This is a genomic window from Priestia endophytica DSM 13796, from assembly GCF_900115845.1.
GTDB classification, from domain to species: Bacteria; Bacillota; Bacilli; order Bacillales; family Bacillaceae_H; genus Bacillus_I; species Bacillus_I endophytica.
Genome location: NZ_FOXX01000002.1, coordinates 352,368 through 370,904, shown reverse-complemented (window position 1 = coordinate 370,904; position 18,537 = coordinate 352,368). Strand labels below are relative to the sequence as shown.

Genomic DNA, 18,537 nt, shown 5'->3' with positions numbered 1-18,537 from the left:
TATTCCCCCTACTAAAGGGGTCGGTTGGTTTGATCAGGACGATTTTTCTAATTCCTTTGCTTCATGAATAATATCAGCATAAGGAACATTAGACACCCCATCATAGTCCTTTACAATTTGACCTTTTTGATTTAATAGAAAAAAGGTTGTTCCATGAATCACTTGATCTCCTGAACTCGGCTTTTGAACATTCATATAAAAGTTCTCTCTTGCGAATGTTTCAATCTCTTCTTGGGAGTATCCCGTGAGAAATTGCCAATTATCGCTATTTGCCTCAAATCCTTCGCTAAATTCTTTCAGCTTCTCACTGCTATCAACAGTTGGATCAACTGTGAAAGAGACAAACTCCACATCTGCTCCTTCTTCTTTCGCTTTCTCTTGAAGTTTTGCCATATGAGACGTCATTGGAGGACAAACTGTTGTACAGCTTGTAAAGATAAAGTTCGCTATCCACACTTTTCCATCTAAGCTTTTTGATGAAAATGGTTCACCACTTTGGTTTTCGTATGTAAAATCAGCAATTGGGTCTGATAATTGCTGTTCTTCTTTTGTTTCTGCCTTACTTTCTTCTTTCTTCTCTCCACATGCTGTCAGTAAAAAAAGCGCGCATACTAGCCATAAAAAGCTTTTTCTTTTCATATCCAATCCCTCCTAAGAATTTCAAAAAACGCTTTCATATTTTAGAAAAAAAGAAGAACGGTCATTTTAGCCCGTTCTTCTTTTTTTAAGCATTATGTTTTAAAGGAACTGTTAAAAAGATTTGCTCATATGTTGTCCATTTACAATGTTTTTTCATATATTCCTTAAATGAATAGAGTTCTTTTCGGATTTCTTTTCTTTCAATCATTTTGACGAACGATTCAAAATGAACAGAAATCGTAAACGAAAGTGGATGATGATGTGGCACTACCGGAATTTCAATAACCTTTACTTTTTGTCCATTTGCAAGCTTAAATTCCAAACTTTTAAATAACAAGCAGATCAGCCCTCTTTTTCACCCGTTTTTCTCTATTATAACTTCCCTTTAACGTAAAATCATGTCATAATATGACGCTTCATTAATTTTTTTTTAGACAAATAAGTGGAAAAGCTGACTATCTTTATTAATCTCTGTAAATGGGAAAGCTTTTTGATTCATTCGTTCAATAAGAGGGAAATAGTCTTCTTTATGCTTCACTTCAATCCCAACAAACGCCGGTCCGCTTTCACGGTTATTTTTTTTCGTATATTCAAATCTTGTAATATCGTCTGTTGGTCCTAATACTTCATCAAGGAATTCTCGAAGTGCCCCTGCACGCTGTGGGAAGTTTACAATAAAATAGTGCTGAAGTCCTTCGTAAAGCTTTGAACGTTCCTTAATTTCCTGCATGCGGCCAATATCGTTGTTCCCACCGCTTACGATACAAACAATGGTTTTTCCTTTAATTTGATCTTTATACGCATCAAGAGCTGCGATTGAGAGCGCTCCTGCAGGCTCTGCTACAATAGCATTTTCATTGTAAAGAGATAGAATTGTTGTACAAACTTTCCCCTCCGGCACAACTACAATATCATCAATAACTTGTTGACAGATATGAAATGGCAAACAGCCTACAGTTTTTACTGCTGCTCCGTCTACGAATCCATCAATATGCTGAAGCGTTTGAACACTTCCTTTTTTTAGAGCTTCATGCATTGAAGGAGCCCCTGCAGGTTCTACACCGACAATGCGTGTTTGAGGAGAGACGCTTTTAATGTAAGTACCGATTCCTGAGATAAGCCCTCCTCCACCAATGCTTGCAAAAACGTAATCAAAGTCTTTCTCTGTATCATTTAGCATTTCAACTGCAACTGTTCCTTGTCCTGCAATGACATCAGGATCATCAAACGGATGAATGAACGTTCTTCCTTCTTCTGTACCACACTCCGCTGCTTTAGTGTAAGCATCATCAAACGTGTCGCCCGTTAAAACAACTTCTACAAATTCTTTTCCTAAAAATGTAACTCGATTGATCTTTTGTTTAGGAGTTGTGGCAGGCATAAAAATCTTTCCGTCGATTTTCAAGTGTTGACACGCATATGCAACTCCTTGCGCATGGTTTCCTGCGCTTGCACAAACAATGCCGTTTTCTCTTTCTTTTTTTGATAGTTTTTTGATTTTATTATAAGCTCCGCGAATTTTAAAGGAACGGACGTTTTGTAAATCCTCTCTTTTTAAATAAACTTCACATTCATAGCGCTCTGATAAAAGATCACTTTTTTGAAGAGGCGTATGGTCCACAACATCTTTAATTGTTTGATGAGCGATCAACACATCCTCAAGATGAATGTTTTTCTTTGTTTCTACTTGCTGGCTCATAATCAACTTCCTTCCTTTTCATTCCCTTTTTAATTTGTACATTATAGCACAAAAAATTAAGAAAAATCACTATATTTTATAAATTTCATCATTTCACTATGTGAAATTTACATAAACTAACGGATAATCCTAGTAAAACTTCTTATATTAAGGTGGAACTCCCTTTTTGATAGAAAAGCGGGAAGTAATTGGAGAAGGAGATTTCCGATGGAATTCACCCTAAAAAGTAAAGAAAGTGCCATCCCTTGTTTAGTAACGCTTGATGATGAAAACGGTGGTCGTTATATGATTCGAAAAGAAGATACAAGCGGAGAAGTTTTCAATAGTTCTTCACAGCTTATAGCTTGGGTTTCAGCTAATTGGCATGGAGATGATTTTGTAGACTCAGATTCTTTTCATCATATGATGAAAGAGCTTGATAAATACGAAGAATAGACGCCTCTACAATAAAAAAAGAGGATCATAATTGATCCTCTTTTTCTCCGTCTTCTTTTAGAAGGCCACCTTGAAGGGCTTCTTCTACTTTTTTAATCAACTGCGTTTTTGTGATGGTATCATCTAAATGCTCCCGTATTGGAGAACCAATATGAACAGACAGCGTGCTCGGACGAATGCGAAATGTTCCTTGCTCATCAATTTCTTTCGTTCCATCAATAGAAACTGGCACAATGGGCACCCCTGCTTCTACTGCCATTGAAAGGTCTTCTCCGTTAAGATGATGCAAATCCTTGGAACCTTTTTCTTTACGTTCAGCAAACACGAGCAATGAATGACCTTGTGTTAATAAATGAATTCCTGTACGATAAGCTTCTTTCATTCTTGTACTATCATTGCGATCTATAAGTACGCAATGCATAGAGTTCATCCATTGATTCCATAGCGGATAGTTTTCAAACTTTTGCTTTGAGAAGAAACCAAAAGGCTTTTGAATATAGCCTAAAAGAGCTGGAATATCGTATGGACCTTGATAGTTACTAACAAATAATACAGGCCCATCCAACAGCCTCTCTTTTTTGTTTACTTCTACTTTGGATCCGGTTAATTCAATGACTTTACGTCCCCATTTTTTGGGCTTATCATGCACTTCCTTGTCCCGTTTTGCAGGCGACATTAAAGGTGGAAGATTTCGAACACGATTTAGCTCAGACAAACTAAAAAAAAGAGAAGAAAGTGAATAACCACCAATATAAATTGTACGAATCATGTTGGAACCCCCTTTAAAAGCTGGTTTTCCCTCTTTCTCGTCCTGTTTTCATCCGAGAAGGTTAATGCTAGCTTCGTTCATAGACAACAAATTCATAATCATAAGCATTTTTTTCATCTTTTTTATGCTCTTCAGAATCTATTATCTTCCATTCTTCTTTTGAAAATACAGGAAAATGCGTATCTCCATCAAACGTAGCACGAATGTGGGTAACATACAAACGATCTGCAACAGGCAGTAGCTGTTCATAAAGACGGGCTCCTCCGATAATAAACAGCTCCTCATTCGAACGATTCGCCATTTCTTTCAGCTCGTCCAATGAATGAATAACCGTTACACCTTCTTCTTGGAATGATGTACTGTGCGTTAACACAACGTTCTTCCGATTTGGAAGAGGTCTACCAATCGACTCATATGTTTTTCTTCCCATTACAATTGTATGATTTGTTGTCACCTTTTTAAAATAAGCAAGGTCAGCAGGAAGATGCCATGGTAAAGCATTATCTTTTCCAATCAGATTATTGTCATCCATTGCAACGATGAAAGAAATCATACGCTAACAGCTCCTTTTATATGCGGATGTGGATCATATCCAACAAGCTCAAAATCGTCATACGTAAAATCAAAGATGTTCTTAACGTCTTTATTAATTTTCATTTTTGGCAGCGAACGCTCTTCACGTGTAAGCTGTAGCTTTACTTGTTCAATGTGATTTGTATAGATATGCGCATCACCGAGCGTATGAATAAATTCCCCTACTTCTAAATCACACGCCTGAGCAATCATCATTGTTAAAAGAGCATATGAAGCAATATTAAACGGAACACCTAAGAACACGTCAGCAGAACGTTGATAAAGCTGACAAGATAGCTTACCATCTGCTACATAAAACTGAAAAAGGCAGTGACATGGAGGAAGTGCCATATTCTCGATATCAGCTACGTTCCAGGCGCTTACAATAAGACGACGTGAATCTGGTGTTTCTTTAATTTGTTTTATGAGATTTGAAATCTGGTCGATGCTTTCTCCGTTTGGCGTCGACCATGAGCGCCACTGATGTCCATATACAGGGCCAAGTTCTCCTTTTTCATCTGCCCATTCATTCCAAATTCTTACTCCGTTCTCCTGCAAATAGGCAACATTTGTGTCTCCTGCTAAAAACCAAAGAAGCTCATGAATAATAGACTTCACATGAAGCTTTTTTGTTGTTACAAGTGGAAAACCTTCTTTAAGATCAAAGCGCATTTGATAACCGAACGTACTAATTGTTCCCGTTCCTGTTCGATCCTCTTTTTTTGTACCGTTGTTTAAAATGTGTTGACATAGATCTAAATATTGTTTCACTTTGATCCCTTCCTCTCACTTACTTCTTATCATTAATCAAAAACGATCGTTTTATTTCCATAAACAAGAATACGATCTTCTAAATGCCATTTTACACCGCGAGCTAAAACGCTTTTCTCAACAGAACGACCAATTCTTTTTAGTTCTTCAATTGAATCACGGTGGTCAACTCGCTCAATATCTTGCTCGACAATTGGACCTTGATCAAGCTCATCTGTTACATAATGAGCCGTTGCTCCAATAAGCTTTACACCGCGCTCATATGCACGCTCATATGGTTTTGCTCCAACGAATGCAGGTAAAAAAGAATGATGAATATTCATAACGCGATTCGGATGTCTTGTGACAAAATCAGAAGATAAAATTTGCATATAGCGAGCTAAAATCACAAAATCAATTTCGTTGCTTTCTAAAAGTTCAAGCTGCGCTTTTTCTGCTTCTGGCTTTGTCTCTTTTGTAACTGGAATATAGTGAAAAGGAATGCCTTTGCTTTCTACGAACTCTCGCATTGTTTCATGATTACTAACAACCATCGCTATATCTGTATAAAGCTCTCCACGCTCGTAGTTCCACAGAAGCTCCTGTAAGCAGTGATCTTCTTTAGAAACAAAGATCGCTGTCTTTTTTCGATTTGAAGCTGATTGTAGCTGCCAGTCCATTTTAAAAGATGAAGCAACTTCATGAAATGACTCCTTAAGTTCGCTGTAACGCTTTTGAAAATCAGGGCATTCAAACTCTATTCTCATAAAAAAAAGACCATCAGTATGACTTGTTGAATATTGATTTGATTCAACAATGTTTGCTTTATATTCGAAGAGCCACTGAGATACTTTTGCGACAATCCCTGGTTTGTCGTTACAACTAATAAGCAGTCTTCCTCTATTTTGATATTTATTTGTTACATATTCGAATTTTTTTTGGCGATAACTATTCATCTTTCTTCCTCACTTCTCCATCCATTTTTGTTTCTTCAGCATATGTAAGAACTGAATATCCTTTTGGTTTCAAGAGCACGTTTATTTTATCTTATTTTTCAACCTTTTTCAAAAGCCATTTAATATAGATTTTAGTGTAGCATACCGCTTTTTCTTTTTCTATGAAAAAGATAAGGCAAAACAGGTACAATAAAAAAAGCGCTCGTATTTCTACGACGCTTCTTCGGTGTTTAATTTAGCCATTTTGGTGGCATATTTTGATTCCAATAAATTTTCCCTAAATCATAATGTTTTTGAAAGCCGTCTTCACTTGTATGATAATGAAAGTTAAACCAATATCCGTCTTTTGGCGGATGATCTCTTCTGACGTGAAAACGAATGACATCTTCTCCTGTTTCCCGATTGTATACATTAAAGATTTTTTCTCCATATCCTCCAGAAGGAGACTCGGTAATTCCTAAGTTGGACAACTCACCTTCGTCAGCTTGTTCTGACACCTCTGTTAAAGCCTCTTCAATCTTTGGTAGAATTGCTTCTCTAAATTCCTCTTCAATAACAGGGGAAATTTTGGTTCCAAACTTTTGAAATGACTGACTTTCTGCTTCAGCTAAGGCATTTGTTACAAAGTCTTCTTTTGAAAGAGGTGGACTATAAGAATAAGAGGTTTCTTCACTATATGGAATTGCTACATCTTCAATATAACTTTGCTTTTCAGGCTTGTCCGCTTTTACATCATCTACATACAAGTAATCTGGCGGACTAACAAGGCCAAACGTAAACACCGTAATTAATACAATAAACGTCTTTCGCAACCATTTTGGCATACACTTTCTCCCCCTCTTTACAACGTGTACCACTACTCCGAACATACTTTTCTTTATTTTAACATTTTTTAAAAGAGTCCCCTGAACTTTTCAGATTTTTAACAAAAGTAATGAAGGTGAAAACTCTCTTAAAATCTTTGCAATATTTCTACTTTTTCATATAACGGATGAATTAGGCTAGAAGTTTCATTTTTTCTTTTAAAAGAGTTCTTTTTTGACACACTATGTAAAAAGGAGATGAATGAAGTGGATACTATTTTTGTCATTTCATTGTGTATTGTGCTCGTCTATAATATTACACTTACACTTTTTGATTAAAGCTCAATTGTGAGTAGGTTTTTTACACCGTAGTGAAAAAGAGCCGTTTTTCGTTTATGAACATCAAAATTTAAAGCATTAAAAAGCGGGCTTCTGAAATGATCTTTTAAAACAACTCTTTTTCTTGCAACTCGGCACGCTTCCTTCACCATCTTTTTTGTCACCGGATAGTGAAGAGCGAGCGGACGGAGACTTTCAATTCCTGCTGATTCTTCCACAGTTTGATGAAACATCGGATCAAAATACACAACGTCAAATGACTTATCTTCACAGGAGATCAAATAATTTTCGCTTTCTTCTGCGATTACTTCTATTCTTTTCATTGCACGGTTCAACTCAGCAATGGATGTTTCCCAGCTTTTTAACCCTTCTTTTACAATATAAGCAACATAGCGATTACCTTCTGTCCCCACCACTTTTCCTTTTTCTCCAACAGCAAGACTTGCCATAGTACTGTCAGAGGCAAGGCCAAGCGTACAGTCTAAGAAGGAATCTCCTTCTTTAAGATTTACGGCCTCCAAAAATGGGTCCCTCTCTCCTTTTATCCAACGTTTTGCACGAAACATGGCTGAATTAGGATGAAAGAAAAAAGGTTCACTACTCTCTTTATAAAAAAGCTCAAGTCTTTCTTTTCCAACAACGAGAATGTTACAATCCCTCTCATCTCTAAGCTTTGATATCGAGCGCTTTCTTCGTTCTTCAAACGGGACCTTAAGTACCTTTGAGATCTTATAAGCCCGTTCAATTATCTCTTGATTTGTTCGTCCAGCAGTTGTAACAATCATCTCTTTCGTCCCTTACATGTAATTTGAACGTCAAAAAAGAGTGTCACTAGACACTCTTTCCCGCTTACTTACAATGTGTATTTAGTCCTGTAATAATATTTTCCATAATGCTTTCAAGCGCATGATCTTCAATGTTATGACGAGGAATAAAGTGAACAACTTCTTTTCCTTTTAGGACCGCCATTGATGGCGAAGAAGGCTCAATATCTGTAAAATATTCTCTCATTTTAGCTGTTGCCTCTTTATCTTGTCCTGCAAAAACCGTTACAAGATGATCTGGTTTCACTTCGCTATACAAAACAGCTTGCGTAGCAGCTGGACGAGCAAGACCTGCTGCACATCCACAAACAGAGTTTACAACAACAAGCGTTGTTCCTTCGACATGCTCCATAAAGTCTTCTACTTCTTCAGCTGTTGTCAATTCACTAAAACCTGCCCGAACAAGCTCCTCACGCATCGGCTTGACAAGTTGACGCATATATTCTTCATATGCCATTGACATAATTCATTCCTCCTTATTCCTTGACGGTAACAGCATACTATAAAAGAGGGCAAAAAATCAACGAGCTTGCGCTAAATTCGACAATATTTTTACTATTCATTTAAAAAAGAAACCTTAGCAGTACCAAGGTTTCTTCCTTATACTATTTTGAAAAAGCCGTCTCTTTTTTTGCTGTTTTTTCAAATTTATCTGTTACAGCTCCTTCTGATGAGCATGATACAAGATGTGCGTATTTTCCTAACACGCCTTTTGTATGAAGAGGCTTTGGTGTCCAAGCATCACGGCGCGCTTTTAATTCTTGTTCTGAAACGTTCATTGATACAGTCTGAGCAATAGAATCAATTGTTACTTCATCACCTGTTTGCAATAAAGCAATCGGACCTCCAACTTGGGCTTCAGGCGCAATATGTCCTACAACAAGTCCATGTGTTCCACCTGAGAAACGTCCGTCTGTTAGAAGCGCTACTTTTTCTCCAAGTCCTTTTCCAACGAGCATTGAAGAAATCGAAAGCATCTCAGGCATCCCTGGTCCGCCTTTTGGTCCGACGTGGCGAATAACTAAAACATCGCCTTCCTTAATTTCATCATCTACAATCGCTTTTGTTGCTTCCGCTTCTGAATCATATACTTTTGCAGGTCCTGTATGGACTTTTACTTTTACCCCGCACATTTTTGCCACAGCACCACTTGGAGCAAGATTTCCTTTTAAGATGATAAGCGGTCCGTCTTTTCGTAGCGGCTGATCAAGAGGAACGATAATGTCCTGACCTTCTGCTAGATCCTGTGCTTCCTCTAAGTTTTCGGCAAGCGTTTTTCCTGTTACTGTTAAGCAATCTCCGTGAAGATAACCTGCTTTATATAGCATTTTCATAACAGCTGGTACCCCACCAACGTTGTGAAGATCTTGCATCACGTATCTTCCGCTTGGCTTTAAGTCTGCAATATGCGGTACTTTCTTTTGAATGCGATCAAAGTCTTCAATTGTTAAATCAACGCCAACAGAATGAGAAATTGCAAGAAGGTGAAGTACAGCATTTGTAGAACCACCAAGCGCCATTACAACTGTAATTGCATTTTCAAATGCTTCTTTTGTCATAATATCTTTTGGATAGATGCCTTTTTCAAGCAAGTTATAAACAGCTTGTCCTGCTTTATAGCAATCTTCTGATTTTTCTTTCGATTCTGCTGGGTTTGAAGAACTTCCAGGTAAGCTCATTCCAAGAGCTTCAACAGCAGATGCCATTGTATTTGCTGTATACATACCACCACATGAACCAGATCCAGGACATGCATTACATTCAATTTTGTTTAGTTCTTTTCCGTCAATGTCACCTTTATTGTATTGACCAATTCCTTCAAAAACAGAAACAATGTCAATGTCTTTTCCATTATGTTTTCCAGGAGCAATGGTTCCTCCGTATACGAAAACAGCTGGTACGTCTGTACGTGCAATCGAGATCATACAACCTGGAATGTTTTTATCACAGCCTCCAATTGCAACATAGCCATCTAGGTTTTCAGCCCCAATTACAGTTTCAATAGAGTCAGCAATTACTTCACGACTTGAAAGAGAGTATCTCATACCATCTGTTCCCATTGAAATTCCATCGGAAACAGTAATGGTATTAAAGATCATTGGAGCACCGCCAGCTTCACGAGCTCCTTTCTTTGCCTCAACCGCCAAATCATCAATGTGAATGTTACATGGCGTTACTTCACTCCACGTACTAGCAATCCCAAGCATTGGTTTTTTAAAATCTTCGTCTTTAAAACCAACCGCACGAAGCATAGCACGGTTAGGTGCCTTTTTTACGTCATCACTGATTACCTTACTTTTAATTCTTAAGTCTTTTTTCACTACAATGTCCCCCAAATCAATTGTTATTGTTAAATAATATAGTACTTTTTGAGAGTGATTGCAATAATATTCTTAATTTTTTATTTTATATAATTTTTCTGTTAATATAAAAGGCTAATTTCTATCTCTTACGGAAGCGCTTTATTATTTCTATATAACAAAAAAAGAGTAAAGGGAACTTCCCTTTACTCTCTAGCGTTTACGTGCTTCTGTCATTTGCTTCCAAACAGAACCTTTCGCTTCTTCTCCACCTTGAATACGCTCAATAGCAAGTTTGATTTGCATACTTACTTCAAATTCCGGATCATCTTCAACAGCTTTTAAAGCTGGTAAGGCACTTTCATCTCCAACTTCATATAAAAACATAGCTGCACGCCAGCGGACTAATTTACTTTTATCTTCTAACGCCTCTATTGCTGCAGGCATAGCTTCTACAAATCCTAAGTCTGACAAACAGTCTGCTGCTGTTCTTCTAACCGTTACAGATTTGTCTTTTAATGCTTTATCAAGATATGGAAGCACGCTTTGATCTTCAATCATGCCAAGATAAACTGTAGCAAGACGTCGAATTGACACTTTGCTGTCTTCTAATGCTTTGTTTAGAAGAGGAAGATCTTCAATAGTTGGATCCATTTGCTCTAAATGTGCATAGCGCTTTGTCCAATCTTCATCTTCGAACATTTCAAGCGTAACTTTATAGCTTTTACGCTCTACAACCGCTGATTTTGTTTCTCCTTTTTGCGAAGAGCTAACAAGTTCTTCTAAGCGTTCCTCTGGATATGCAGCATCAATTTCACTTGCAACTTCCTTTGCGATTTCCTCAAGATCACCATAGCGAACTCCATGATCTTTCCATTTTCGTTCAAGTACAACGTTGTCATCTTCTCGCTGAGCCTTCACAACCGCTTCTTTGAATCGAGCTGGCAGACCTTCACGTTTTTCCGTTTCCCCATCTGTTAGCTTAATCTGCATTGGAATACCTTTGAAAAGTTGAAGAGAAACGTTCACTTCGCCAAAGTGCTCATCAACTTTATCCTGTTTTTCTTCACCTTCTACTTCTTCACCAAATAAAGCACGCACTTTTGGTAAGATTTCTTTCCAATCAAATTTTGCATTACGCTCTACTGCCAAAAAGTCAGCTACATGATAAACGCCTTTCACGCCATCGATTTCCATCAAATCTTGAATAATCTTTGGTGCTTGCTCAACGTTTGTCCCATTATAGTTGTTGCTTTTACCAGCTGGAAGCTCACTATCAAGCGTGACTTTCATCGTGTTTGGACTTGGTGTAGGTTCAATTGACTTAATGTTCATGTTTCCACTGCTCCTTTTTTTACTTCTTAAAGGGATTGTAACACAATTACCCATTCAGCTCTTCTATAAGCTCTGAAAGCTCGGCCCATCGCTCAATTGCTTGTTCAAGTTGCTCATTCAACTCCTGCTCACGATTCATAAGCTCTTGAGCTTTTTCATAATTTGTTCCAACTTCAGCAAGGTCATTTGCGACAGTTTCAAGCTCTGTTTCAAGCTCAGGTATTTTTTCTTCAAGCTCCGTCCACTCTCGTTTTTCATTGTAAGACAAACGGCGTTTCTTTTTCTCTTGTGAAGGCGTTTCTTTCGGCTTTTGTTTCTGAACCGTTTTCTTTTTTGTGCTTTCTTCTAAAAGCTCACTATATGAACGAAGATATGTTGAAACTTCTCCTTCTCCTTTGAAAACAAATAAGTAGTGCGCAATTTTATCTAAAAAGTAGCGATCATGTGAAACAGTAATAACAACGCCAGGAAACTCTTCAATATAGTCTTCAAGAACTGTAAGCGTTTCTGTATCAAGATCGTTTGTCGGCTCATCAAGAAGCAGGACGTTTGGGGATGTCATTAAAAGACGAAGAAGGTAAAGACGACGTCTTTCTCCTCCTGAAAGCTTTCGAATTGGTGTACCGTGCGTATGAGTTGGGAATAAGAAACGCTCAAGCATTTGAGAAACAGAAATGGTCTTTCCATCTGTTGTTTGAACAACTTCCGCTCCCTCTTTTACATAATCAATCATACGCTGGTTAAGGTCAATTTCTTCACTTTCTTGTGTATAATAAGCAACTTTCACTGTCTGGCCTTGCTCAATTTCGCCGTGATCAGGCTGGATTTTCCCTGCAATCATATTTAAAAGCGTTGATTTACCGCTTCCGTTATATCCTACAATACCAATATGGTCGCCTCTTTGAATAATGTGAGAAAAGTCTTTGATAAGCAAACGATCTTCAAAGGATTTGTTCACTTGTGTAAATTCCACCACTTTTTTACCAAGTCTACTTCCTGATAAGCTAATCGAAAGTTTATCATCTTGGCTACGATCAAGACGCCCTTCAATATCTTCAAATCGCTGAATGCGTGCTTTTTGCTTTGTTGAACGTGCTTTAGCTCCACGTCTAATCCAAGCTAGTTCATTGCGGTAAAGATTGCGAAGCTTTGCCTGACTTTGACGCTCTTCTTCTTCTCTTTGTGCTCTTCCTTCAAGAAAAGATTGATAGTTTCCTGTGTACGTGTACATATTTCCTTCATGAAGTTCAAAAATACGGTTTGTAACACCATCAAGAAAATAGCGATCATGCGTCACAAGTAAAACAGCCCCGCTATATCGTACAAGATAATCTTGTAGCCACCCAATAACTTCATAATCAAGGTGGTTTGTTGGCTCATCTAAAATGAGCAAATCAGGCGTTTCAATTAAGCATTGAGCAAGAGCTACTCGCTTTTTTTGCCCTCCTGATAAGTTGCCCATTTTTTGACGAACATCATGAATACCAAGCTTAGATAAGATAGCTTGAACGTTTGCGTTTGTGTCCCATGCATTCATTGCATCCATTCGTTGTTGAAGAGCATAAAGGTTTTCTTGATGGCCTTCACTTTCGGGATGCTTTTCAAGATCATAGAGAGCTTTATCATATTTTTTCAGCAGCTCAAACATTGGGGTACTGCTCGTAAATACTTGCTCAATGACTGTCAAATTCTCATTAACTTCCGGATGCTGTGCTAAATAACTAATTGTATAATCTTTTGAATGAGAGATCTCTCCTTGATCGTCTGTATCAAGGCCTGCAATAATTTTTAATAGCGTTGATTTGCCTGTTCCATTAACACCGATAATACCAATGCGCTCACGTTCACTAATTGTAAAGCTTATATTGTTAAAGAGAAGCTTTTCTCCGTATGTTTTTGTCATGTTTTCAACTGTTAACATCTTCATTTGTACCATTCCATTCTTCCTTAAATTTCTCTAAAAACTCCATCATAAAACGATGACGATCTGTTGCAAGCTCAATTGCTTTTTTGGTGTTCATCTTTTCTTTTAAAAGGAGAAGTTTTTCATAAAAATGTCCAATAACGCTTGACGGATTTTGGTGATATTCATCTTCTGTCATCACTGTTCTAGGAATCTCGTCCTCTTTAAACAAAACATGACCTTTTGCCCCTCCGTACGTAAACGCTCTTGCAATTCCAATCGCCCCAATAGCGTCAAGCCGATCTGCGTCTTGAACAATTTTCCCCTCTATTGTAGAAGGGGGCTCCCCATTCCCCCCTTTAAAAGAGACGCTTTTAATAATGTGGATAATGTGATTGACATCATTCGGAGGGACATCGCAAGCTCGAAGAAGCTCATCAATACGCTTGTATGCTTCCTCTTCTGAAGAAACAAGTTTTGGATCTGCACAATCATGAAGGAGTGCTGATAGCTCAATGATGTCTCGGTTACCTCCTTCATGAACAGCAAGATGTAAAGAAAGCCGTCTCACGCGAAAAACATGTTCTAAATCGTGACCAGTCCGATCATCTTTCAACACGGAGCATACAAATTTTTCTACCGTTTTTACTCTTTCTTGTTCGTTCATTTTCTCCTCCGGTACTTTTCTTCTCCCCTATTTTAACACAGCGTCTCAAAAGGATAGGCACTTGCGGATTTTTTTTAGACGATTATCTCTTTTTGTTTCTTTTACATAGGATACTAACGTACGAATTCAAACTACTGAGGAGCTGACAAAATGTTTCGTCATAGAAATCACCACTGTTGTATGCCACTGCCAAAACCTATGCCTTGTCACCAACCAATGCCTTACCATCAGCCAATGACAAATCCTGCACAACAACTGCCTTACAACATGTCACCGGAGCATATGATGGGCAATCACAATATGCCTGAACAATATGACATGATGGACTACAACATGATGCCACATATGGATGATCAAAAAGTGATGGGAGATTATGATATGGGAAATGAATCTCCTATGATGAATATGCCGTATGATATGGCACCACAGCATATGAATCCGCCTCATCAGGTGATGGGAGATTACGATATGGGAAATGAATCTCCTATGATGAATATGCCGTATGATATGGCACCACAGCATATGAATCCGCCTCATCAAGTGATGGGAGATTACGACACAGCGGAAATGCCTTATCATCAACAACTGCCTTACAACATGCCTCATCAAGGTCATCAAATGATGCCTGAGCATCAATACCCTCAGCACTATCCACAAGCACCATCCTGTTCATGTGGAAAAAAGAAGCGTTAACTAAAAAAGAAGCGGCATTATAGCGCCGCTTCTTTTTTATCTTTATTGCACAACATCTGTTTTTTCTTCTAAAAGCTGCTCAATATCATGCTCTAAGTCTTCCGGAGCCGTTTTTGGGCTAAATCGTTGAACAGGTTCACCATCTTTATCAATTAAAAATTTTGTAAAGTTCCATTTAATAGCTTTCGAACCTAATATGCCTGGTGCTTTTTCAGCTAGGTATTGAAAAAGCGGATGAGCATTATCTCCTTTAACATCTACCTTTGCAAACATTGGGAAGTCAACTCCATAGTTGCGCTGACAGAACGATTGAATTTCCTCCTCGTCTCCAGGCTCCTGCCCGCCAAATTGATTACAAGGAAAGCCTAAAATGACAAAGTTGCGGTCTTTATACTTTTCATATAGATTTTGAAGCCCTTCAAACTGTGGAGTAAATCCACATTTGCTTGCTGTATTAACAACAACAATTACTTTTCCTTTATATTGCTCTAGTGACTGTTCTTCACCTTTTATATTTTGAGCTGAAAATTGGTAAATGTTCATCTTTATTTCCTCCTATAGGTCAACGAGCTTTTTTTTACTTTTCCCTTTTTTTAAGAGATGAAACTGCCTATATAATCGTTTATCCAATATTTTTCACACTTCCTGTTGAAACTTCTTGCAGTTGTTCTTATAATAGATTTATTGCAATTTTTCAGATTTTTAGAAACAGGAGGGATATTCCATGCCGATTAACATCCCCTTTGATCTTCCGGCAAAAGAAATACTTACAAGCGAGCGGATCTTCGTAATGGATGAAACAAGAGCTTTCACACAAGACATTCGTCCATTAAATATCGTTATTTTAAATCTTATGCCTCAAAAAGAAAAGGCTGAAACTCAATTTTTACGCCTGCTTGGAAACTCTCCTCTTCAAGTGAATATAACGCTTATTCATCCTGAAACACACCAAGCAAAAACAACGAGTAAAACTCATCTTGACCGCTTTTATTCAACTTTCCCACAGATTAAGCATCAAAAATTTGACGGGATGATTATTACAGGAGCTCCTGTTGAACATATGCCATTTCGCGATGTTACATACTGGCAAGAGCTCTGTGAGATTATGGACTGGTGTAAAACAAACGTTACTTCTACTATGCACGTATGCTGGGGTGCACAAGCTGGACTTTATCATCATTTTGGAATTGATAAAACCCCTCTCGATAAAAAATGTGCAGGTGTTTTTTCTCATACTTCCATTGCTGAACCAGTAAAACTGCTCAGAGGATTTGATGATCTATTTTTCTCTCCTCATTCACGTCATACAGATGTAGATATAGAAGAAGTCAAAAGACATCCTGACCTTGAGCTTCTTTCTTCATCAGAAGAAGCAGGCGCTTATTTAATGATGTCTCGTGATGAGAAGTTTATTTTTGTAACGGGACATCCTGAATATGATGTTCAAACGTTAAAAGAAGAATATGACCGAGATGTCCAAAAAGGACTGGAAATTCAAGTACCACGTCATTATTTCCCAAACAATGACCCTGCAAGCTCTCCGCTTAAAACATGGCGTTCACATGCCAATCTTTTGTTTATGAATTGGCTTAACTATTATGTTTATCAAGAAACGCCTTACAATTGGAATTGAAAGAACCGCTTGTCCGCACTACAACAGTAAAAGAAAGAGCATTTATTGCTCTTTCTTTTTTTCTAGCACAAAAAGCCAAAAGAAGGATAAGGCTTGTTGAAGTGGCCGAGAAAGTTTGTCAGCTTCATTCTTTTGTACACCTGTCTTATAAACAGGATAACCATCAAGCACATACCATCCATTTTCAGAAGACATACGTTCAAATTCCCACGGCATCATTGTGTTGCAAATCACGTCTTTTCCATACAAGCGCTCATAGCTGTTTGACCTCGGTCCTGCTGTAGGTCCAAGAATTGCAACGAAAGCCTTTCCTCCCTTTTTTACTACTCTTTTTAATTCTTGCAAAGAAGAAAGTGGAGTTTCTGTCCACTCCAATGCATTAATGACCATCGCTCCATCAAATTCTTCATCTCCAAAAGGAAGAGAGGCAAAATCACCTTGAACAAACTTCAATCCCTCTTGTCCAAAAAGCTCTTCTGCTTTCTCAATCATTTTAGAAGACAAATCAACTCCTGTTACATTTATATTTTTGCTATGTAAAAGAGAAGAGCCAAACCCATCACCACAGCCAACATCAAGATATTTTTCGCCTTTTTGTGCAAACTTCTCAATTGTTGGAATTACAATACTCCTACTTCCTGTTTCCCACATTTCTTTGCTTTTGCTATTCCATGTATTTGCTTGGTTGTCCCATTTTTCTTTTGAGGTTTCATGCCATTTAAATTGTTTTTCCATCTCTATATCCTCCTCCTTCTCTCCCTTTTCTTTTATGATACATAAATTTATCGATGACTCAAATATTAAAGGTTAAAGAAGGAGGAAAGTTTATGGAACAAAAACAGTTTGTTGCTGTGCAAAAAAATGCTGATGGAGATCTTACAGCATTTAAAACTTCCGATGGTTCTTTGCTTTCATATGAAGAAGCTCTTCAAGAAGTTTTAGCAGGTTCAATTGCTAACGTCAGCGCATTTAAAGGAAAAGATGGGGAAACTTATATAAGAAGCAACCCTGATAATCGAAAAGATAATAATCTTGATCAACTACCTCTATTCTAAAAGGAGTGTCCTTAGATGACTAAAAAACCAAACAAAGGCAGCATGAATCAAAACTCTCCAAAACTTCAGCACTATTTAGTTGAATCAGGAGAAGAAATCACAAGCGGTGATAATAGCAAAGGAAATAAACATAACAAAGATCAATCAAGCAAAACAAAAGAAAAGAAGCTTCATCGTAAAAGATAACAAAAAACCACGCCAAGTGCGTGGTTTTACATTTGCTGTCTTATTTTAGTTTTTGTGATCCCTTTAAACTGAGGATAAGCAATCCCAACAAAAATAAGAATTAATCCTGTCCACTGTAAGGGTGAAATGGACTCATGAAGAAAGATCCCTGAACAAATAACAGCTGTTGGAAGCTCTGCAGCTCCTAAAATACTGCCAATTCCAGGATCTACTTTAGGCATACCAAGTGCAAAAAGCAACGGTGGCAAGCATGCTCCAAAAAGACCGAGCATACTTCCCCACAGCCACAGTCCTTCTCCTAAGTCTCCGTTGAACACGAAAGTTGGCTGAAGGACTATAAATGTTAACACAACTGCTCCAATACTCATGTAAGCACTGCGCTGAATAGGCGGTACACTCACTTCTACTTTGCCACTAGAAAAAATAAATAAAGCAAAAGACAATGCGGCAAGAAGCCCAAGTACAATTCCTTTTGGATCCAATTGAAGTCCTTTTCCTTCTATCAAAGCGCCAGCTAGCACTGTTCCTCCTAAAAGAAACAGAGCGGATACAACGTACCGAGCACTTGGTCGTTTTTTAGCAAAGATACTTTCTAACAAAATCCCCATCCATGTAAATTGGAAAAGAAGAACAATAGCAATTGAAGCTGGAATGGTTTTTAAAGCATTATAATAAAGCACGCTCGTTGAAAATGTGAAACATCCAACAGCAATCAGCTTCATCTTTTGTTTCCATGTCAAACGATTACGCTTACAAAATAAATTTAACATCCACAGAAGCACAGCACCAATTAACATCTGACTTCCAATTACATTTTCAACACCAAATCCTTTTGAATAAGAGATTTTCACGATGGTTGATAAAATTCCATAGCTGCATGAACCAGCAAGCACGAATAAAATAGCTTTCATGTCTTCCTTCTCCTTTATTTGAACTAAAAGAGGGCTTTTCACTTGGAAAAGCCCTTTTTATTATCCC

Annotated in this window: 22 protein-coding genes; 5 read left to right on the top strand and 17 right to left on the bottom strand. The window is 37.9% G+C overall.

Annotated features, from left to right (window positions below):
• Positions 1 to 33 precede the first annotated feature (33 nt).
• The 3 genes from BM012_RS06260 to ilvA all read right to left on the bottom strand — a co-directional run bounded on the left by BM012_RS06260 (position 34) and on the right by ilvA (position 2,338).
• Positions 34 to 639 carry an SCO family protein gene (locus tag BM012_RS06260; protein WP_061803711.1) on the bottom strand — a complete coding sequence of 202 codons (606 nt, stop codon included), beginning with the start codon at positions 637 to 639 and terminating at the stop codon, positions 34 to 36.
• An 85-nt stretch (positions 640 to 724) separates the two neighbouring features.
• Positions 725 to 976 carry a DUF2535 family protein gene (locus BM012_RS06255; RefSeq protein WP_061803710.1) on the bottom strand — a complete coding sequence of 84 codons (252 nt, stop codon included), beginning with the start codon at positions 974 to 976 and terminating at the stop codon, positions 725 to 727.
• A 93-nt stretch (positions 977 to 1,069) separates the two neighbouring features.
• A complete protein-coding gene (gene ilvA, locus BM012_RS06250) occupies positions 1,070 to 2,338 on the bottom strand; it encodes a threonine ammonia-lyase IlvA (protein ID WP_061803709.1) in 1,269 nt (422 codons plus the stop codon).
• A gap of 207 nt (positions 2,339 to 2,545) precedes the next feature.
• Between ilvA and BM012_RS06245 the strand changes: the two genes are divergently transcribed.
• Complete coding sequence (locus BM012_RS06245; protein WP_061803708.1) at positions 2,546 to 2,773, top strand: hypothetical protein; 228 nt, start codon at positions 2,546 to 2,548, stop codon at positions 2,771 to 2,773.
• 25 nt (positions 2,774 to 2,798) lie between these two features.
• On the opposite strand, the gene BM012_RS06240 is transcribed toward BM012_RS06245, so the two are convergent.
• The 11 genes from BM012_RS06240 to BM012_RS06190 form a co-directional block, all read right to left on the bottom strand.
• The gene (locus BM012_RS06240) at positions 2,799 to 3,542 is read right to left on the bottom strand and encodes a lysophospholipid acyltransferase family protein (RefSeq protein ID WP_061803707.1); all 744 of its coding nucleotides are present in this window, start codon (positions 3,540 to 3,542) and stop codon (positions 2,799 to 2,801) included.
• A 67-nt stretch (positions 3,543 to 3,609) separates the two neighbouring features.
• Positions 3,610 to 4,095, bottom strand: a complete 486-nt coding sequence (folA, locus tag BM012_RS06235; protein WP_061803706.1) for a type 3 dihydrofolate reductase — start codon at positions 4,093 to 4,095, stop codon at positions 3,610 to 3,612.
• The gene (locus BM012_RS06230) at positions 4,092 to 4,886 is read right to left on the bottom strand and encodes a thymidylate synthase (RefSeq protein WP_061803705.1); all 795 of its coding nucleotides are present in this window, start codon (positions 4,884 to 4,886) and stop codon (positions 4,092 to 4,094) included. Before BM012_RS06230 ends, folA begins: the two co-directional genes overlap by 4 nt.
• A gap of 32 nt (positions 4,887 to 4,918) precedes the next feature.
• On the bottom strand, positions 4,919 to 5,821 hold the full coding sequence (gene purU / locus BM012_RS06225; RefSeq protein WP_061803704.1) for a formyltetrahydrofolate deformylase: 903 nt from the start codon (positions 5,819 to 5,821) through the stop codon (positions 4,919 to 4,921).
• A gap of 230 nt (positions 5,822 to 6,051) precedes the next feature.
• A complete protein-coding gene (locus BM012_RS06220) occupies positions 6,052 to 6,645 on the bottom strand; it encodes a YpjP family protein (RefSeq protein WP_061803703.1) in 594 nt (197 codons plus the stop codon).
• A gap of 314 nt (positions 6,646 to 6,959) precedes the next feature.
• Entirely contained in the window at positions 6,960 to 7,748 is a 789-nt protein-coding gene (locus BM012_RS06215) for a class I SAM-dependent methyltransferase (protein WP_061803702.1), read from the bottom strand.
• A 64-nt stretch (positions 7,749 to 7,812) separates the two neighbouring features.
• The gene (locus BM012_RS06210) at positions 7,813 to 8,250 is read right to left on the bottom strand and encodes a BrxA/BrxB family bacilliredoxin (protein ID WP_019393178.1); all 438 of its coding nucleotides are present in this window, start codon (positions 8,248 to 8,250) and stop codon (positions 7,813 to 7,815) included.
• Positions 8,251 to 8,392: 142 nt separating this feature from the next.
• Complete coding sequence (gene ilvD / locus BM012_RS06205) at positions 8,393 to 10,108, bottom strand: dihydroxy-acid dehydratase (protein WP_061803701.1); 1,716 nt, start codon at positions 10,106 to 10,108, stop codon at positions 8,393 to 8,395.
• Between the two features lie 192 nt (positions 10,109 to 10,300).
• Complete coding sequence (locus BM012_RS06200) at positions 10,301 to 11,422, bottom strand: conserved virulence factor C family protein (protein WP_061803700.1); 1,122 nt, start codon at positions 11,420 to 11,422, stop codon at positions 10,301 to 10,303.
• 46 nt (positions 11,423 to 11,468) lie between these two features.
• Positions 11,469 to 13,349, bottom strand: coding sequence for an ABC-F family ATP-binding cassette domain-containing protein (locus BM012_RS06195; protein WP_061803840.1), 1,881 nt, complete (start codon positions 13,347 to 13,349; stop codon positions 11,469 to 11,471).
• The gene (locus BM012_RS06190) at positions 13,330 to 13,992 is read right to left on the bottom strand and encodes an HD domain-containing protein (RefSeq protein ID WP_061803699.1); all 663 of its coding nucleotides are present in this window, start codon (positions 13,990 to 13,992) and stop codon (positions 13,330 to 13,332) included. Before BM012_RS06190 ends, BM012_RS06195 begins: the two co-directional genes overlap by 20 nt.
• Positions 13,993 to 14,142: 150 nt before the next feature.
• On the opposite strand from BM012_RS06190, the gene BM012_RS06185 reads away from it, so the two are divergent.
• Complete coding sequence (locus BM012_RS06185) at positions 14,143 to 14,685, top strand: hypothetical protein (RefSeq protein WP_061803698.1); 543 nt, start codon at positions 14,143 to 14,145, stop codon at positions 14,683 to 14,685.
• 42 nt (positions 14,686 to 14,727) lie between these two features.
• Here BM012_RS06185 and BM012_RS06180 read toward each other — a convergent pair whose 3' ends face one another.
• Positions 14,728 to 15,228 carry a glutathione peroxidase gene (locus BM012_RS06180; RefSeq protein ID WP_061803697.1) on the bottom strand — a complete coding sequence of 167 codons (501 nt, stop codon included), beginning with the start codon at positions 15,226 to 15,228 and terminating at the stop codon, positions 14,728 to 14,730.
• A 181-nt stretch (positions 15,229 to 15,409) separates the two neighbouring features.
• Here BM012_RS06180 and metA point away from each other — a divergent pair, with 181 nt between their 5' ends.
• Positions 15,410 to 16,318, top strand: coding sequence for a homoserine O-acetyltransferase MetA (gene metA, locus BM012_RS06175; protein ID WP_061803696.1), 909 nt, complete (start codon positions 15,410 to 15,412; stop codon positions 16,316 to 16,318).
• Between the two features lie 42 nt (positions 16,319 to 16,360).
• Here metA and BM012_RS06170 read toward each other — a convergent pair whose 3' ends face one another.
• Positions 16,361 to 17,053, bottom strand: coding sequence for a class I SAM-dependent methyltransferase (locus BM012_RS06170; protein ID WP_061803695.1), 693 nt, complete (start codon positions 17,051 to 17,053; stop codon positions 16,361 to 16,363).
• 92 nt (positions 17,054 to 17,145) lie between these two features.
• On the opposite strand from BM012_RS06170, the gene BM012_RS06165 reads away from it, so the two are divergent.
• Entirely contained in the window at positions 17,146 to 17,373 is a 228-nt protein-coding gene (locus BM012_RS06165) for a DUF3892 domain-containing protein (RefSeq protein WP_019393169.1), read from the top strand.
• Between the two features lie 15 nt (positions 17,374 to 17,388).
• Positions 17,389 to 17,559 (top strand): hypothetical protein, encoded by a 171-nt coding sequence (locus tag BM012_RS26305; RefSeq protein ID WP_019393168.1) that lies wholly within the window; start codon positions 17,389 to 17,391, stop codon positions 17,557 to 17,559.
• Between the two features lie 26 nt (positions 17,560 to 17,585).
• Here BM012_RS26305 and BM012_RS06160 read toward each other — a convergent pair whose 3' ends face one another.
• A complete protein-coding gene (locus tag BM012_RS06160) occupies positions 17,586 to 18,470 on the bottom strand; it encodes an EamA family transporter (protein WP_061803694.1) in 885 nt (294 codons plus the stop codon).
• Positions 18,471 to 18,537 lie beyond the last annotated feature (67 nt).

Bases quoted from the DNA above. Each gene is read 5' to 3' on its own strand.
- BM012_RS06195 (WP_061803840.1), bottom strand. From the start codon at position 13,349: ATGAAGATGTTAACAGTTGAAAACATGACAAAAACATACGGAGAAAAG.
- BM012_RS06220 (WP_061803703.1), bottom strand. From the start codon at position 6,645: ATGCCAAAATGGTTGCGAAAGACGTTTATTGTATTAATTACGGTGTTT.
- BM012_RS06215 (WP_061803702.1), bottom strand. From the start codon at position 7,748: ATGATTGTTACAACTGCTGGACGAACAAATCAAGAGATAATTGAACGG.
- BM012_RS06160 (WP_061803694.1), bottom strand. From the start codon at position 18,470: ATGAAAGCTATTTTATTCGTGCTTGCTGGTTCATGCAGCTATGGAATT.
- BM012_RS06190 (WP_061803699.1), bottom strand. From the start codon at position 13,992: ATGAACGAACAAGAAAGAGTAAAAACGGTAGAAAAATTTGTATGCTCC.
- BM012_RS26305 (WP_019393168.1), top strand. From the start codon at position 17,389: ATGACTAAAAAACCAAACAAAGGCAGCATGAATCAAAACTCTCCAAAA.
- ilvA (WP_061803709.1), bottom strand. From the start codon at position 2,338: ATGAGCCAGCAAGTAGAAACAAAGAAAAACATTCATCTTGAGGATGTG.
- BM012_RS06210 (WP_019393178.1), bottom strand. From the start codon at position 8,250: ATGTCAATGGCATATGAAGAATATATGCGTCAACTTGTCAAGCCGATG.
- folA (WP_061803706.1), bottom strand. From the start codon at position 4,095: ATGATTTCTTTCATCGTTGCAATGGATGACAATAATCTGATTGGAAAA.
- BM012_RS06165 (WP_019393169.1), top strand. From the start codon at position 17,146: ATGGAACAAAAACAGTTTGTTGCTGTGCAAAAAAATGCTGATGGAGAT.
- BM012_RS06170 (WP_061803695.1), bottom strand. From the start codon at position 17,053: ATGGAAAAACAATTTAAATGGCATGAAACCTCAAAAGAAAAATGGGAC.
- purU (WP_061803704.1), bottom strand. From the start codon at position 5,821: ATGAATAGTTATCGCCAAAAAAAATTCGAATATGTAACAAATAAATAT.
- BM012_RS06245 (WP_061803708.1), top strand. From the start codon at position 2,546: ATGGAATTCACCCTAAAAAGTAAAGAAAGTGCCATCCCTTGTTTAGTA.
- BM012_RS06240 (WP_061803707.1), bottom strand. From the start codon at position 3,542: ATGATTCGTACAATTTATATTGGTGGTTATTCACTTTCTTCTCTTTTT.
- BM012_RS06260 (WP_061803711.1), bottom strand. From the start codon at position 639: ATGAAAAGAAAAAGCTTTTTATGGCTAGTATGCGCGCTTTTTTTACTG.
- BM012_RS06200 (WP_061803700.1), bottom strand. From the start codon at position 11,422: ATGAACATTAAGTCAATTGAACCTACACCAAGTCCAAACACGATGAAA.
- metA (WP_061803696.1), top strand. From the start codon at position 15,410: ATGCCGATTAACATCCCCTTTGATCTTCCGGCAAAAGAAATACTTACA.
- BM012_RS06185 (WP_061803698.1), top strand. From the start codon at position 14,143: ATGTTTCGTCATAGAAATCACCACTGTTGTATGCCACTGCCAAAACCT.
- BM012_RS06180 (WP_061803697.1), bottom strand. From the start codon at position 15,228: ATGAACATTTACCAATTTTCAGCTCAAAATATAAAAGGTGAAGAACAG.